Source organism: Paraburkholderia sp. SEWSISQ10-3 4, from assembly GCF_030464785.1.
In the GTDB taxonomy this organism is placed as follows: domain Bacteria; phylum Pseudomonadota; class Gammaproteobacteria; order Burkholderiales; family Burkholderiaceae; genus Paraburkholderia; species Paraburkholderia aspalathi.
On the sequence record NZ_JALPRI010000025.1, the window covers coordinates 58453 to 72124 of the forward strand.

The window sequence follows — 13672 nt, forward strand, 5'->3', positions numbered from 1 at the left end:
AAGCACGGCAAGCACGGCAAGCACGGCGCGAAGTTCACGCTCACGCCACCACGATCTCCGTTCCCAGCGCATGAAGCAGGTCGCGTAGCGACTCGGCTTGCGCCATCTTCGCATCGCTGCGCAGATGAATCTGCACGGCGCGCCCCGCAATCCCATCGACGGGATGCGCAAGCCACAATTCCACTGCAAGCCCCAATCCTTCCGGCTGATTGACGACGACCGGCTCGATCACACGTGGCTTGAAACAGGCACTGTCGGACATGGTGGATAACCTCCGGGCTGATGACGGTTCGAGGTCCATCCTAATCAGCCGCGCTTGCAAGCCCAAGCGACAAATACACGTTTGCTAATGAGTGGATGCTTAGCAGAAAACGCGCTTATTACAGGAGCATTTCTTGGTTCGGAGCGCGCAGCGTCGCTGCTAATGTGACGCCCATGCGTGGCCATCGGTTGCACCTTGCGGTTGCAACGGATTGACGATGGATATCGCCGACACGCATCCGTTTTTAGAAACATCGCACGCATATTGAACAAGCATCACGCACAAACCAAGAGATCCATAAAAATGAAATCGAAAATACTCGCTGCCTGGTTAATGACACTGGCGGGACTCTCGCTGACGGCGCCGGGGCTCGCCTATGCCGACCGTCTCGACGACATCAGGAAGGCCGGCGTACTGCGCGTCGCGACCTTCGACAGCAATCCGCCGTTCGGTTACGTCGACGCAACCAGCAACCAGATTGTCGGTCTCGACGTCGACTACGCGAAGGCGCTCGCCGACAAGCTCGGCGTGAAACTCGAACTGCAACCCACCAATCCGGCCAACCGCATTCCGTTCCTGACGTCGAAAAAAGTGGACCTGGTGCTCGCCAACTTCACGATCACCGAGGAGCGCGCCAAACAGGTCGATTTCAGCATTCCGTATTTCTCGTCGGGCCAGCAGTTCCTGGCGAAGAAGGGCGTGCTGAAGTCGACGGATCAGATCAACAGCCTGCGGGTGGGCGCGGACAAGGGCACCACCAACGAGATCACGCTGCGCGAGAAATTCCCGCAAGCCACGATTGTCGCGTACGACGACACGCCGTTCGCGTTCGCGGCTTTGCGTGCGGGCAACGTGCAGGCGATCACGCAGGATGGTCCGAAGCTGGTCGGCCTGCTCGCGAACGTGCCGGACAAGCAGAACTACGAGATTCCGGCGTTCACGATTTCGAACGACTACATGGGCGTCGGCATCCCGAAGGGCGAGACGCGTCTGGTCGGCTTCGTGAACGACACGCTGAAGGGGCTGGAAGCCGACGGCTCTGCGGCGAAGATCTACAACCGCTGGTTCGGTCCGCAAACGAAGACCCCGCTCGCACGCATCTTCAAGATCGGCGACAAGACCTGATCGTCGTGTCGCTGTAGCATCCAGGCACCCAGCAATGAACGGGCACGTTGGCAACGTGTCCGTCGGCATTTTCGAAAGAAGCAGGTTTCAGGAAGCAGGTTCAAAGATGCAAGCGTGGCTCGCTCCAAAGTATCTGATGTGGCTGTGGCAAGGCTTTGGTGTCACCGTCGGTCTCGCGTTGACGGTGGCGCTCGCGGCCACGGTGTCCGGCTTCGTGCTGGCGATCGCGCGTCATGCGCGGTATGGCTGGCTGCGTCGCGCAACGGCCACGTACGTGCTGGTGTTTCGCAACACGCCGTTGCTGGTGCAACTGTTCTTCTGGTACTTCGGCGCGGCCACGCTGATGCCTGACGCGTTGATGCAATGGTTGAATACGCCGCATGGCGTGCACCTCGGCGTGTACGCGTTGCGCTGGCCATCGTTTGAGTTTGTCGCCGGATGGCTCGGGCTCACGTGCTATACCGCGGCTTTCATCGCCGAAGAGTTCCAGGCGGGTTTGCGCGGCGTGCCGGATGGTCAGCATGCCGCGGCCGCGGCGCTTGGTCTCACGCCATTGCAGGCGTTCCGCTACGTCGTTTTGCCGCAAGCGGTGCGCATTTCGCTGCCGCCGCTTTTCGGTCAATACATGAACCTCGTGAAAAATTCATCGCTGACCATGGCAATCGGTCTGGCCGAACTATCGTACGCGTCGCGTCAAGTCGAGACAGAGAGTTTCAAGACTTTCGAGGCGTTCGGTGTGGCCACCGTGTTGTATATCGCCGCCATCGCGTTGATCGAAGCGGTCTCGCATACGGTGGCGCATGCGCGCGACCGCTCATTGGCGAGGCGCTGAACATGACATGGACACTGTTCGCCCACAACCTGCCGTATCTGCTGGTCGGCGCATTTCCACAAGGACCGCTCGGCGGCGCAGCGCTCACGCTGGTACTCGCGTTGTGTTCGGCCCTTGCATCGGCCGTGCTCGGCGTCGCGGGTGGGATTGCGCTGGCGTTGGCGGGGCGCATCGCCCGTGTGCCGTTGCTGCTCGTGATCGGCTTCTTCCGCGCGATTCCAATGCTGATGCTGATTTTCTGGACGTATTTCCTGCTGCCGATGGTCTTCCATGTCGATGTGCCCGGGCTCGCAACGGTCGTCTGCGCGCTCTCGCTGATCGGCGGCGCGTACCTCGCGCACTCGGTGCACGCGGGCATTCGTGCTGTCGGCGAGGGTCAGTGGCAAGCCGGGCTCTCGCTCGGTCTCACGCGGATGCAAACACTGCGCTACGTGTCGCTACCGCAGGCGATGCGCATCATGGCGCCGTCGTTCGTGAATCAATGGGTATCGCTGGTGAAGGACACCTCGCTTGCGTATATCGTCGGCGTCGGCGAGTTGTCGTTCGTCGCGACGCAGGTCAGCAACCGGCTGATGGTGTATCCCGCGCAGATCTTTTTGTTCGTCGGCTTCATCTATCTGGTGTTGTGCACGGCGCTTGACCGCATCGCGACTTATGCGTTGACGCGGCGCAAGCGCATCGTGCTGCCGCGCGCACCGGCCGCCACCCAGGCATTGTCCGGCGACTGACCGGACAGCCGCTTCCAACTGCGGCTGCGTCAGATCATTTCGGATCGATCCGTCACGAGGTCCGTGACGAGCTCTGTCACCGCGGCGGCTGGCTCGGCAATGACAGCCGGCGCTGCCGCGACCACCGCGGCCACCGCCGCGCGCTGCCGTATGCTTACGGCAGCACGTGAGAGGATGAGCAGGTGGTAATAGAGCCGCGTGCTCAAACCATAGTTGTAGGCGAAGAGATGCGTGAAGGCGATCTTCAATCCCGGCATTGCCTGGCGATTCTTCGCATGAACCGAGACGACGATCGGCGCGAGACGGCGCAACGCCAGCTTGCGTGACGGCTCCAGTTGCGCAGGCAGTTTCAGCGCCTTGACGAACGCATACGCACTCACGGTCGCGGCAACCGTCGTGCCGCGCGTGCTGTGCGAGATCGAGGTCGCGGTCTTCCGATACACCGACACGTATTCGTGCAGATAGAACACCTCGCGCGCGGCGAGACAGAGCTCGGTGCCGAACACGAAATCGCAGCACATGCCGTACTGGTCGCTATAGCCGATCCGTTTGACGAGATCCGCGTTCGCCATCCAGCCGTTGTTCGGGAACATCTGGATCAGCCCGGTTCTGCCCGGCAAAGTCTGCAAGCCTTCAGCTTCCCGAGTGCGTCGAAACGCGGTATTCAGGCGTGCACTGCCTTCAAAGTCGATGGCGCCGGTGTGGTCGGCCTCATACTGATCGGCAAAGGCCACTTCGAGCTGTGGATGAAGCTTCCATAGTGACACCAGCTTTTCGACGCCGTCGGTGGTGAGCAGGTCGTCGTCGTGAATCAGCAGGATCTTGTCGCCGCGTGCGCGCGCGAACAGGCTCGCGACGTTGCGCGCCTGGCCGAGTGCCGGCTGGTTCTTCACATAGCGGATGCGCGCCTCGTTTGCGTAGCGCTGCGCGATCAACTGCCGGGTGCGTTCGTCCTTTGAATCGTCGCCGATCACAATCTCCAGATTGCCATACGTCTGCGCGAGGCACGAATCGATGCACTCGACGATCAACTCAGGCCGATTGCAGGTGGGCAGGCAAATGGAAACCTTGGGAGAGGAGCGGGAAGGGCGGGACGTAGGAGTGGAGAAGGTGAACACGGGCGTCTCCGTTCTTATCTGTTAAGGGGCGGCAGCCGGTTCGCTTTGCGCACACATTGCTGCATGCAGCAAAATAGTCCATTGCAGGGAAAAAATAATCCGTAATAAATCGGAAGAAATGTCCGCGCTGTGAAAGCGGTTCGAAGGGGAGAATTTATGCGGCTTTGATGCAAAAAACGCAGCAAAGCCGCTTGGGCTAGGCGTTGGGCTAGCGGTTAATAATTTAGCTTACTGACGGTTCGCCTTCGCCGGGTTTTTTTCCTGGGCGGTCCGCCGGCGACTGATCGCGCCCTTCGTCGTGGCGTTCGGGCAGCTTGCTCTTTTCGTTGTCGCTATGGGTGGCGGGCTGCGGATGTTCGATGTCGGCAGGTTTGGCGCCTTTGTGTTCTTTGGTTTCGCTCATTGCATGCTCCTGGTGTGAGAACACCTACAGAACAGCAAGGCATGGACCCGATAAACATCCACACTTACAAACAACACCTTGACCGCGCCCCATATTCAGCGCACCGTGAAGAAGGAAAACACCACGGGAGCGTGAAATGTCCCTCAACTTCCCGAACCCAAGCCGCAGCTATGACGCCTTCCGTCATTGTGTCAATTTCTGGGGCTATGACAATGCGCGCGAAATCGCCTTCACTGTCAATAATTCGGTCATTTCGAATCTGAGCCCGAGCGCAGGCTCCGACGAGCCGGCAGTATTGGCAGCCTTCGACCGTCATCGCGAGCAAATTCTCACGCTTGCTCGCGGTCTGTATGTCGGCGGTCCGCAAAACCGCTACACGATTTCTTGATACAGCGAGCGCGGCGCGGTAGGTCCAACCGGACCTGCCGTGCGCCGCCTTGTTCCACAGCCGAAGCAGCGTGGCGCCCACCGGCGCCTCGTCGTGCTTTGTCGCGGGAGTTCCAGCATGGATGATGACCAGGTCAATCTAGAAGAAATTGCCGATAGCAAACGCCGGCGCGAAGCAGAGCGCCTTGCCGAAAGCGAAAAAACGGCCGCACCCACGGCAAACGAGCCTCAGCAGGCGCAGGGAATTGAAACCGCGCCGAAGCAATGGGTCAAGCACGTGACGAAGTGGCTCGGTGCGAAACGCACGCTGATGGAAACGCGCCGACCCTTGATACTCAAAAAGAAACCCATCGCTCTGTAGGCATTCGGAACGAAAATAACCGGCGTCGAGCCGGTTTTTCTATTTGTGCCGTGTGCGTTGAAGCCGTTGACGCTCACGGCCGAAGCGAAGCGGGCGCTTTACCCGATTCCGCGCGTCCTGAGCGCGGTTCATAATCGCCGTTGCAGCGGAACGCGTGCTTGCGCCGTTTCCGCAGATCAATGCGTAGCCGCGCCGCTGGCGCGTCCGGAACCCAGCAAGGAGCCACCGATGCTTAAGGGTGACCCAAAAGCGAATCAACTGTTAGCGGTGTTGCCCGAATTGGAGTGGGCGCGCATCGAGCCGCATCTGGTCGAAGTCGATTTGCCCTTAGGTGAGGTGATCTACGAATCCGGCGGTCAGCTCGAACACGTCTTTTTCCCCACTACGTCGATTATTTCGTTGCTCTATGTGATGGAAGACGGCGCCTCGGCGGAAATCGCCATCGTGGGACATGAAGGCATTGTCGGCGTGTCGCTGTTCATGGGCGGCGAGACCACGCCGAGCCGCGCGATCGTGCAAAGCGCGGGCCGCGCCTGGCGCTTGAATGCGCGCATGCTGAAAGACGAATTCAATCGCGGCGGCCCCATGCAGCGCCTTCTATTGCGCTATACGCAGGCGCTCATTACCCAGATGGCGCAGACCGCGGTATGCAACCGCCATCATTCGATCGATCAACAATTGTGCCGCTGGCTGCTGCTTAGCATCGACCGCTTGCCGTCGAACGAATTGCGTATGACTCAGGAGCTCATTGCCAATATGCTCGGCGTGCGTCGCTCCGGTGTTACCGCGGCGGCGCTGAAACTGCAGAACGCCGGCTTGATCCGCTATAGCCACGGCCATATCACCGTGCTGGACCGGCCCGGTCTGGAAGTCCACGTGTGTGAATGCTACGCGGTGGTCAAGCGCGAATTCGACCGGCTGTTGCCGGCATTGCAGGCGATCTAGCGAACGCCCCGTGGCGAAGCGAGGGCGAGCACGGCTGGCTGATCCGGTTCGCCGTCCAGCGCGCTAGCGTGCCGTTGTCCTTGCTGCAGACGCTGCGTCCGGTGATGCCTTGCGCTCGATCTCTTCGAATACGTCCATTAACCTGCCGATACGTTGGGCACTGCCAGCCGGCAGACGTCCTTCAGGCGGAGACAAGGCGAGAATCCGGCGTCGCCAGTAGGGCAGGCCCAAGGGCGGAGCAGTCATGAGAAAGGGAATAATCTGTTCGAGATGGGCGAGCTCGCTCTCAAATGGGTAGTTCGACATAGTTTTTCCGTACGGGCAGTGAGTGCCTTCACATAGCCTGCGCGCATCGTGAGATTGTGTCTGCACGCTACCGTACAAGATGCGAAGTCGCGCTTTCCACGCCGATATACTCCACGCCGATAAACGCACGGATGCCGCTCGATGGCTGTCGGCGAGACGTCACGCTCGCCAGGCCGTCACTCAAGCGGCCGTTTCGCGTGTCGGGCCGCCAGTCAGCGAAACGATGAAGTCGAAGAATGCCCGCACCTTGGCCGGCGGATGATGACGCGAAGGATAGAGCGCATACAGCGGATAAACTTCGTCGCTCCAGTCGGGAAACAGTTCGACCAGTTTGCCGTTGGCGAACAATGACTCGGCGCCGAACGCGAGAATCTGCGCGACGCCCTGGCCGGCAGCGCATACGCTATGCAAGGTGCCGACGTCGTTCACGGTCAGGCGGCCTTGCGGCGTAATCGTCGTCTTCTTGCGTCCGCGATGAAACTCCCAACTGAACGGGTAACCCGTTAGCGGATCACGAAACTTGATGCATGCGTGCTTGCCGCTTTCGAGTTCGGCCGGGCTTGCCGGATGACCGTGTTTCTTCAGATACGAGGGCGCGGCGACGGTCAGAACCCGTGTGTCGAGCAGCTTGCGCGCAATGAGCGACGAAACCGGCGGGTCGCCGAAACGGATCGCAAGATCGAAACCGTCGGCCACCATATCGCCTAACTGGTCTCGTGTGATCAACTCGAGATGCAGATCGGCATGCTTGTCGACGAAGCCGCCGAGCCTCGGCCCCAGCACGAGACGCGAAAAGAACGGGTCCATGTTCACACGCAAACGTCCACGAACCGCCGTGGCGCCCTGCGCCGCGGAAGCCGCTGCTTCTTCGAGTCCGCCGAGCAGCGGCACGATCTGTTCGTAGAAACGCCGGCCTTCGTCAGTCAGCGTAACCGAGCGGGTGGTGCGGTCGAATAGCCGGATGCCGAGGCGTGCTTCGAGCCGTGCAACCGAACGGCTGACGCCGGATTGCGACATGTCGAGTGCTTCGCCTGCCGCCGCAAAACTGCCGCAGTCGACAATCGCTGTCAGCACGCCCATGCCGTTCAGCATGCGCTCGTCAAATGGCATGTGATATTCCCTTGTTACGTATTAATGCATGACATGCTATCGCGAAATAGTGTTTGAATTCACGCGACGACGCCGGGAAACGCCACCTGTCCGGGTCAATCAATGACACGGCGTCATGAGTGGAATGACAGCCGCGCTATCGCGTCAGGCACTCGTTTGGCGCTAATCTGCACGGGTTCGCCTGCCGCACGATGGAACGCGGTTCTCACCATGCGTCAGGCATAGATGACTGATCAACGGAGTGCACCATCATGTCGCGAGTTTTTATCACCGGTTCCGCCGACGGTCTTGGCCAGATGGCCGCGCGTCTGCTCGTCGACGCCGGTCATCAAGTGGTTGTGCATGCACGCAATGCGGCGCGTGCCGAGGAAGCGTTGAAGGCCGTACCGGAGGCGGAAACTGCTTTAACAGGCGATCTGTCGAGCATTGCAGCGACAATCGCGCTGGCGGAGCAGGTCAACACACTCGGCCGCTTCGACGCGGTGATCCATAACGCGGCGGTCGGTTACCAGGAGCCGCGCCGGATTGCCACCGTGGACGGCCTGCCGCACGTGTTCGCGGTCAACACGCTGGCCCCCTACATCTTGACCGCGCTGATCAGGAAGCCGAAGCGGCTCGTGTATCTCAGCTCAGGCCTGCATCGAAGCGGCGACGCGAGCCTCGACGATCTGGCATGGGACCGGCGGCCATGGCGGGGCACAGCGGCCTATTCCGATTCGAAACTGCATGACGCGCTGCTGGCGTTTGCGATCGCGCGCCGCTGGCCGGCGGTATTGTCGAACGCACTGGAACCCGGTTGGGTGGCGACGAAAATGGGCGGAGCAGGCGCGCCGGACGATCTGCAAGCGGCGCCGAAAACCCAGGTGTGGCTCGCTGCCAGCGATGAACCGTCGGCCACCGTCAGCGGCGCGTACTTCTATCATAAGAAGCCGCGCGAGACGCATCCGGCGGTCCACGACGTCGCGGTGCAAGAGCGCTTGCTCGAAGCATGCGAGGGATTTTCCGGCATCCGTTTGCCGGACTGAGATTCAACGCCCCGCGCCCTGGGTCGCCTGGCGACGCATGTCGCGCGTGACGGGCGCTTCGTCGAGATGCCGAAACACCCATGCGGACACCAGCGTGATGACGCCCACGCACACGAAGCTCAGGCGGAACCCGAGCGCCGCCGATCCCCATTGTGCCGAGAAGAGATTTACCAGGCCGCCGCCGATCGAGACACCCAAGCCGATCGCCAGCATCTGCACCATCGAAAAAAGGCTGTTGCCGCTGCCGGCATCTTCATGCGAGAGGCCTTTGAGCGTGACGCTGTTCATCGCCGCGAATTGCATGGAGTTGGCGCCGCCGAACACCGCCAGAATCACGATCTCGACGATGAGAGGCGTACCCCGCGTAATCAATGCAAACGCAACGATCGCCGACCCCACGATGATCGTGTTGACGAGCAGGAACGTGTCATAGCCATAGCGGCGCACGAGCGGCGCAATCCAGCGTTTGGTGAGGGTGCCGGCAAGTGCGGCAGGCAGCATCATCAGGCCGGAATGCAGCGGTGTGTAGCCGAGTTGCAATTGCAGCAGCAGCGGCACGAGAAACGGTACGGCGCTCGAGCCGATGCGGCACACCAGGTTGCCGATCAGACCGACGCTGAAGTTCGGTTCGCTAAAGAGCGAGAGTTTGAAGAGCGGATTGTCGCGGCGCTTTGCGTGCGGAATGTAGGCGAGCGCGCTGACCACCGCGAGCGCGAAGAGACCCGCCGACCATGCCGCGCGATGCGTCGCGACCGGCGCCTCGACGGCGAGCGAAAACGCGATCATGCACAGGGACAGCAGCCCGCAACCGACAAAGTCGAACGGCGGCGCCTGGGTTTCGCCATGCGCCGGCAAAAACCGCTGCACTGCGTAGAGACCGATCGCGCCGATCGGCACGTTGATCAGAAAGATCCAGTGCCACGTGATGGCCTCGACGAACCAGCCGCCGAGCGTCGGACCGGCGATTGGGCCCAACTGGCCGGCAATCGAAATGAACGCGAGCGCCGATACGTATTGCTCGCTCGAGACGCTGCGCAGGACTGCGAGCCTTCCGATTGGCAGAAGCATCGAGCCGCCCAGTCCTTGCAGGACCCGCGCCATCACCAGTTGGCCGAGCGTATGCGCGCTCGCGCAGCAGATCGATCCGAGCACGAATATCAGAATCGCCACGAAATAGACGCGCCGCGTGCCGAAGCGGTCGGCGAGCCAGCCCGATGCGGGGGTGAGCATCGCCATGGTCAGCGTGTAGGCAACCACGATCGGCTGCATGGCGAGGGGCGCGACGTGCAGGCTGTTCGCAATCGACGGCAGCGCGGTGTTGACGATGGTCGTGTCGAGCGACTGCATGAAAAAGCCGGCGGCGACAATCCAGAGCAGTGCGGTCTGGGCGGAATCCTTGTTCATGTTCAATTGAGCTGCGGGGGCGGCGGGGCGGACGGACCGGCGGGCCGAGCTCGGAGCGATCGTTGGGGGGATTCCGTCATGATATTGACATCCTCGTCAATCGGGAACCCCACTAGGCTTGTTGACTGTTATCGACTTTGCCGATGACCAGGGTCACAATAACGCATGCTCAATCCCATCTGGCTCAAGACCTTCGCGACAGTCGCGGCCTGCCATAGCTTTACCGAGGCGGGGCGGCAACTCGACTTCACGCAGTCGAGCGTCAGCGAACACATCCGCCGGCTCGAACAGAGCGTCGGGCGGCGCCTGTTCGTGCGCGACACCCATTCGCTCGCGATGACCCCGGACGGCGAGGCCATGCTCGCCCATGCTACCGTGATCCTGCAGGCGCTCGCGCGGGCCGAATCGCAGTTTCGCGCGCCGCGCCTGAAAGGGCGCGTGCGGCTCGGTTCATCGGACGACGTCGCGCTCGGGCCGCTGCCCACGGTGCTGGCGGCGTTTCGCGACGCGCATCCTGACGTCGAACTGGAAATTACGATCGGTATGACCGGCAAGCTCTATGAATTGCTGGATGCCGGTTCGATCGATCTGCTGGTCGGCAAGCGCCGTCTGGGTGACCGGCGCGGCGTGCCGCTGTTCACGGGGCGGCTGGAGTGGCTGGCGCGCACCGGCACGCTGGTCGATCTCAGCCAGCCGTTGCCGCTGATTCTGGTCGCCGAGCCGAGTGTGACGCGGGCGGTGGTGCTCGACGCGCTCGCCGAAGCCGGTTTTAGCTGGCAGGTGGTGTGTACGAGCAGTAGTCATTCGGGCTGCATTGCGGCCGCGCGCGGTGGGCTCGGTATCACGGTTCGTCCGCAGTATCTGGCCGCGCGGGGTCTGACGCCGCCGCTTAACGCGGCCAGTCTGCCGACGCTGCCCTCGGTGGAATTTATCGCGCTGGCCGCCAAGCGGCTAAGCCGTCCGGCGGGCACGTTGCTGCAATTGCTGCACGACAGCGATTTGCGCGGCTCGTGGATTGGTGAGTGAAACCGTGCGGGAGTGGCTAGCCTGACTTGAAGCAGTGTCCGCACTCAAGCGGGCAAGGCCGCTGCCAACGCGTCGAACTCCGCACCCCACGCCGTGCGCCATGCGTGGCGTGTCGCTTCGTCTATCCATGCGCCGTCGATGCCGTTCAGCATGAACTGCCGCAACTCGGCAATGCTGAAGCCGAAGTGGCTATACATCAATTGCCATGCTTCGCTTGGCGTCACTTTGTGCAGCGTCGGGTCGTCGGTGTTCGGGTGAATTTTCAGGCCCAGATCCGGCATGCGTCGCATTGGATGCTGTTCGGCCCAGACTTCCGGGGCGAGTGTGCGCAAATAGTAGGAGTTGGTCGGCACCACGGTGAACACGATGCCGCGTTCCGCGTATTGGGCCGCCAACTGCGGGTTATCGACGATCGTATAGCCGTGATCGATCCGGTCGCAATGCAGCAGGTCCACGGCCGTCTCGACATTGCGCCACGGCATGCCAAATTCGCCCGCATGCGCGGTGGTTTTGAAGCCGGCGTTGCGCGCATTGCGGTACGCTTTCCAGAACAGCTCTGGCGGCCGGTCGTTCTCGCGGTAATCGATGCCGAGGCCTGCCACTTCGTCCGCGCGATGTGCGCACATCCAGTCGACTAACGCGACCGCTTCGTCGGGATCGGCTTCGCGGTCGATGCTCGGGATCAGTCGTGCGCTGATACCGAAGTCGCGCGCGGCTTCGCGAATCGCGGTGACGATGGCTGCTTGCGCATCCGCATAGGGAATCTTCGAGACGCGCACCGTGCCGGTAGGATTCCAGAAGAATTCGCTATGACGCACCTGGTGCGCGGCGGCGTCAGCGAGATATTCGTAGGTGATGCGATGCAGATCGTCCGCGTGCGTGAGCAGATGCTCGTCGAGTGCGCGCAGCACGCGCAGCACGCCGACCGGTTTTTCGCCGCGCGTATAGAACGCGTCGATCTCCTCGCGGTCAATCGGCGCGTTGCTCTTTTCAGCGAGCGCGATAAAGGTCTCGTGACGCACCGCGCCGAGCAGGTGGCAATGCAATTCGACCTTCGGCAGGGCCGTGAAGAAGGCGCGATGGGCTTCGGTGAGCGTAATGCCAAGGCGCGATGCGGGCACGTTGCCCAATGTCTCTTTCATGTCGGTATGGTTTTCGGTAGTGCGTAAAACTCGACGCTGATTCAGTTTAGTGCGAATGCAGGATAACAATGTGCGGCAAAGTCGGGTGACCGGGGTGCTCGGGTGCAAATTTCAATGCGGCTTCACCACGGTATAGAAGTAATAACCGAGCGGTACAGCCAACACATAGAGACCCCACGGTACTTCACGGAAACGTCCGGCGAGCAGCTTGACGAGCACGTAGCAGAGCAGGCCGCCCGCAATGCCGGTGCCGAAACTGTTCGACATCAGCGTGAGCAGCACCATCGAAAGAACGGGCAGCGAGTCGCTGAAGTCGTCGAAATGCGTATGGCGAATCGTGCTGAACATCGACAGTCCGATCAGGATCAACGCGGGTGCGGTGGCTTCTTTCGGAATGGCCAGCGCGACCGGTACGAACAGCAGCATCAGCGCGAACATCGCGGCGGCCGCGAGCGAAGAAAGGCCCGTACGTCCACCCGCTTCAACACCTGCTGCGGATTCCACCAGCGCCGTGAGCGCCGGAATGCCGAACACCGGACCGAGCGTCGCCGCAATCGAATCGACGAGAAACGGGCGGTTGATGTTTGGCAGATTCGCGTTTTCGTCGAGCAGATCCGCTTTGGCGCCGACCGCGAGCGTGGTGCCGAGCGTCGAGAAAAACTCGGCCGCGAAGAACACGAACAGATACGGAATCGCGGCCACGCTCAAGGCGCTCGCAATGTCGAGCTTGAACGCAATCGGCGCGATGCTATGCGGCCACGACAGAAACGACGCAGGCATATGCGTGACGCCGAGCGGCACACCGGCGGCGGCCGCAATCAGGATCGCCCACAAGATCGCGCCGGGCACGCGGCGGCCTTGCAGCACGACAGCCGCGCCAAGGCCGATCAAGGCGACCAGGGTGCCGGGCCGCGAGAAATCGCCGAGCGCAAGCGCATTGGTTTTCGCGTTGGCGATCACCATCCCGGCATTGCGGAAACCGAGCACCGCGATGAACAAACCGATCGAGGCGCCGAGCCCCAGCTTGATTTGCGCCGGTATCAGCCGCACCACGAGACTGCGCGCGCCCACCAGCGTCAGGATCAGGAACAGCACGCCCGACACGAAGGCGATGCCCAAGCCCGTTTGCCACGCGACATGCTCGCCTGCGAGCGTAATGCCGAGAATCACCGAGCCGCCGATGCCGGGCCCCACCAGAAACGGCAGATTCGCATACAGCGCCATCAGCACCGTACTCAGCACGAACACCAGAATCGTTGCGGTCGTCGCCGCGCCACGATCCATGCCGCCCGCTGACAGCAGCGACGGAATCACTACCAGCAGATAGGCGGCCGCGAGAAACGACGTGATGCCGGCGATCGTTTCGATACGCACGCTGGTCTTGCGTTCGGCGAGCGCGAAACGCTGTTCGAGCCAGCCGCCACGCGCCGTGGTTGCCGGGTTGTTTGCTGTCGGCATTGAAGATTCGTTATTGATCAATTGATTCATCCTGTAACCA

General features: G+C 61.5%; 16 protein-coding genes. 8 read left to right on the top strand and 8 right to left on the bottom strand.

The window, feature by feature from the left end; all coding sequences use genetic code 11:
- Positions 1 to 40: 40 nt before the first annotated feature.
- Positions 41 to 262: a hypothetical protein gene (locus M0D68_RS31305; RefSeq protein ID WP_054039606.1), complete on the bottom strand. Its 222-nt coding sequence runs from the start codon at positions 260 to 262 to the stop codon at positions 41 to 43.
- Positions 263 to 565: 303 nt separating this feature from the next.
- Between M0D68_RS31305 and M0D68_RS31310 the strand changes: the two genes are divergently transcribed.
- The 3 genes from M0D68_RS31310 to M0D68_RS31320 all read left to right on the top strand — a co-directional run bounded on the left by M0D68_RS31310 (position 566) and on the right by M0D68_RS31320 (position 2947).
- Positions 566 to 1387: an ABC transporter substrate-binding protein gene (locus M0D68_RS31310; protein WP_093644943.1), complete on the top strand. Its 822-nt coding sequence runs from the start codon at positions 566 to 568 to the stop codon at positions 1385 to 1387.
- A gap of 106 nt (positions 1388 to 1493) precedes the next feature.
- Positions 1494 to 2219, top strand: a complete 726-nt coding sequence (locus tag M0D68_RS31315; protein WP_256456465.1) for an amino acid ABC transporter permease — start codon at positions 1494 to 1496, stop codon at positions 2217 to 2219.
- Between the two features lie 2 nt (positions 2220 to 2221).
- Positions 2222 to 2947, top strand: a complete 726-nt coding sequence (locus tag M0D68_RS31320; protein ID WP_266226303.1) for an amino acid ABC transporter permease — start codon at positions 2222 to 2224, stop codon at positions 2945 to 2947.
- A 29-nt stretch (positions 2948 to 2976) separates the two neighbouring features.
- Here M0D68_RS31320 and M0D68_RS31325 read toward each other — a convergent pair whose 3' ends face one another.
- Both M0D68_RS31325 and M0D68_RS31330 read right to left on the bottom strand, forming a co-directional pair.
- Complete coding sequence (locus tag M0D68_RS31325; protein ID WP_266226304.1) at positions 2977 to 4065, bottom strand: glycosyltransferase family A protein; 1089 nt, start codon at positions 4063 to 4065, stop codon at positions 2977 to 2979.
- Between the two features lie 223 nt (positions 4066 to 4288).
- The gene (locus M0D68_RS31330) at positions 4289 to 4468 is read right to left on the bottom strand and encodes a hypothetical protein (protein ID WP_093644937.1); all 180 of its coding nucleotides are present in this window, start codon (positions 4466 to 4468) and stop codon (positions 4289 to 4291) included.
- Between the two features lie 136 nt (positions 4469 to 4604).
- Here M0D68_RS31330 and M0D68_RS31335 point away from each other — a divergent pair, with 136 nt between their 5' ends.
- From M0D68_RS31335 to M0D68_RS31345, 3 genes are all read left to right on the top strand, one after another.
- Positions 4605 to 4856 carry a DUF1488 domain-containing protein gene (locus tag M0D68_RS31335; RefSeq protein ID WP_093644935.1) on the top strand — a complete coding sequence of 84 codons (252 nt, stop codon included), beginning with the start codon at positions 4605 to 4607 and terminating at the stop codon, positions 4854 to 4856.
- Between the two features lie 117 nt (positions 4857 to 4973).
- Complete coding sequence (locus M0D68_RS31340) at positions 4974 to 5216, top strand: hypothetical protein (RefSeq protein WP_211701325.1); 243 nt, start codon at positions 4974 to 4976, stop codon at positions 5214 to 5216.
- 228 nt (positions 5217 to 5444) lie between these two features.
- Positions 5445 to 6161 carry a Crp/Fnr family transcriptional regulator gene (locus M0D68_RS31345; protein ID WP_093645034.1) on the top strand — a complete coding sequence of 239 codons (717 nt, stop codon included), beginning with the start codon at positions 5445 to 5447 and terminating at the stop codon, positions 6159 to 6161.
- A 63-nt stretch (positions 6162 to 6224) separates the two neighbouring features.
- Here M0D68_RS31345 and M0D68_RS31350 read toward each other — a convergent pair whose 3' ends face one another.
- Positions 6225 to 6467, bottom strand: coding sequence for a hypothetical protein (locus M0D68_RS31350; RefSeq protein WP_093644931.1), 243 nt, complete (start codon positions 6465 to 6467; stop codon positions 6225 to 6227).
- A gap of 180 nt (positions 6468 to 6647) precedes the next feature.
- Positions 6648 to 7577 (bottom strand): LysR family transcriptional regulator, encoded by a 930-nt coding sequence (locus tag M0D68_RS31355; protein WP_093644929.1) that lies wholly within the window; start codon positions 7575 to 7577, stop codon positions 6648 to 6650.
- A 251-nt stretch (positions 7578 to 7828) separates the two neighbouring features.
- On the opposite strand from M0D68_RS31355, the gene M0D68_RS31360 reads away from it, so the two are divergent.
- Positions 7829 to 8602, top strand: a complete 774-nt coding sequence (locus M0D68_RS31360; RefSeq protein WP_211701326.1) for an SDR family NAD(P)-dependent oxidoreductase — start codon at positions 7829 to 7831, stop codon at positions 8600 to 8602.
- A gap of 3 nt (positions 8603 to 8605) precedes the next feature.
- Here M0D68_RS31360 and M0D68_RS31365 read toward each other — a convergent pair whose 3' ends face one another.
- Positions 8606 to 10006 carry a DHA2 family efflux MFS transporter permease subunit gene (locus M0D68_RS31365; RefSeq protein WP_266226306.1) on the bottom strand — a complete coding sequence of 467 codons (1401 nt, stop codon included), beginning with the start codon at positions 10004 to 10006 and terminating at the stop codon, positions 8606 to 8608.
- A gap of 165 nt (positions 10007 to 10171) precedes the next feature.
- Here M0D68_RS31365 and M0D68_RS31370 point away from each other — a divergent pair, with 165 nt between their 5' ends.
- Positions 10172 to 11032 (top strand): LysR family transcriptional regulator, encoded by an 861-nt coding sequence (locus M0D68_RS31370; protein ID WP_266226307.1) that lies wholly within the window; start codon positions 10172 to 10174, stop codon positions 11030 to 11032.
- A 44-nt stretch (positions 11033 to 11076) separates the two neighbouring features.
- Here the strand turns inward: M0D68_RS31370 and add are convergent, their stop codons facing one another.
- On the bottom strand, positions 11077 to 12174 hold the full coding sequence (gene add, locus M0D68_RS31375; RefSeq protein WP_266226309.1) for an adenosine deaminase: 1098 nt from the start codon (positions 12172 to 12174) through the stop codon (positions 11077 to 11079).
- A gap of 111 nt (positions 12175 to 12285) precedes the next feature.
- Positions 12286 to 13632 carry an NCS2 family permease gene (locus tag M0D68_RS31380; RefSeq protein WP_211701329.1) on the bottom strand — a complete coding sequence of 449 codons (1347 nt, stop codon included), beginning with the start codon at positions 13630 to 13632 and terminating at the stop codon, positions 12286 to 12288.
- Positions 13633 to 13672 lie beyond the last annotated feature (40 nt).